This window comes from Aeromonas sp. LsrichE-8G (genome assembly GCF_022869435.1).
Lineage (GTDB): Bacteria > Pseudomonadota > Gammaproteobacteria > Enterobacterales > Aeromonadaceae > Aeromonas > Aeromonas caviae.
In genome coordinates, this window is sequence record NZ_JALIHH010000206.1 from 1 (window position 1) to 750 (window position 750).

Sequence of the window (750 nt, forward strand, 5' to 3'; positions counted from 1 at the left end):
TTCGCCCATGTTCTGAGTCAAATTGTTCAGTAAAGCCGTGCCCCGAAACATCGCTTTCATTCTTATCCCAATACGCTTGGAACTGTTCTTTTACTTCAGTATTGAGGCTAGGTTGGTTGTCTTTCACCGCAAGCAGGTAATCCCCCGACTTCTTGAGGATGGTGTCAGCAATTTTGACCTGTGTACCCATTGCATCAATACTGACCAAACACCCTTTTAATTCAAGAAGTTGGAGTAGCTCAGGTATTGCCGTGATCTCGTTAGATTTGTCAGCGACTTTTTGCTGGCCAACACACATTCCCAGCTCAGTTGACCAGACATTGACCATATGAACAACGTTGGCTCCTCGCCCTTTAGCGGTAGCACGAAGAGCTTTACCATCAACCGCTAGTTGGCCAACCAGTTTTTCATCGCCCATGATGTCGCCGATCCACGCTTGAAAAATGGATTTCAGACTGGCGGGAGGCAGAGTGGCAAAGATGCGGTTGAATGTATCGTGTGATGGAATGCCGCCAGGCAAGCGCAGCCAGCGCCGGAACCATGGCTCTCGCTCTTGAGCAAACAAGGTAATCTCGCTCCAAGTATCAAAACCGCACATCATGGCGCAAATGGCCATGAAAACAACCTCTGACAAGATATGTGAGCACTTGGCCTGATTGCGTGGGTCTGGGATTGATTCAAGGTAGTCGAGCAAAGACTTCTGGGCCATAATAATAAACAGTTGGTTAAGATCTCGACTATTTACAGCTT

Annotated in this window: 1 pseudogene; it reads right to left on the reverse strand. The window is 47.7% G+C overall.

Annotated elements, in window-relative coordinates:
- Nucleotides 1-709 (reverse strand): annotated as a pseudogene (locus MUW49_RS18715) (ISAs1-like element ISKpn9 family transposase); the annotation flags it as partial.
- Nucleotides 710-750 lie beyond the last annotated feature (41 nt).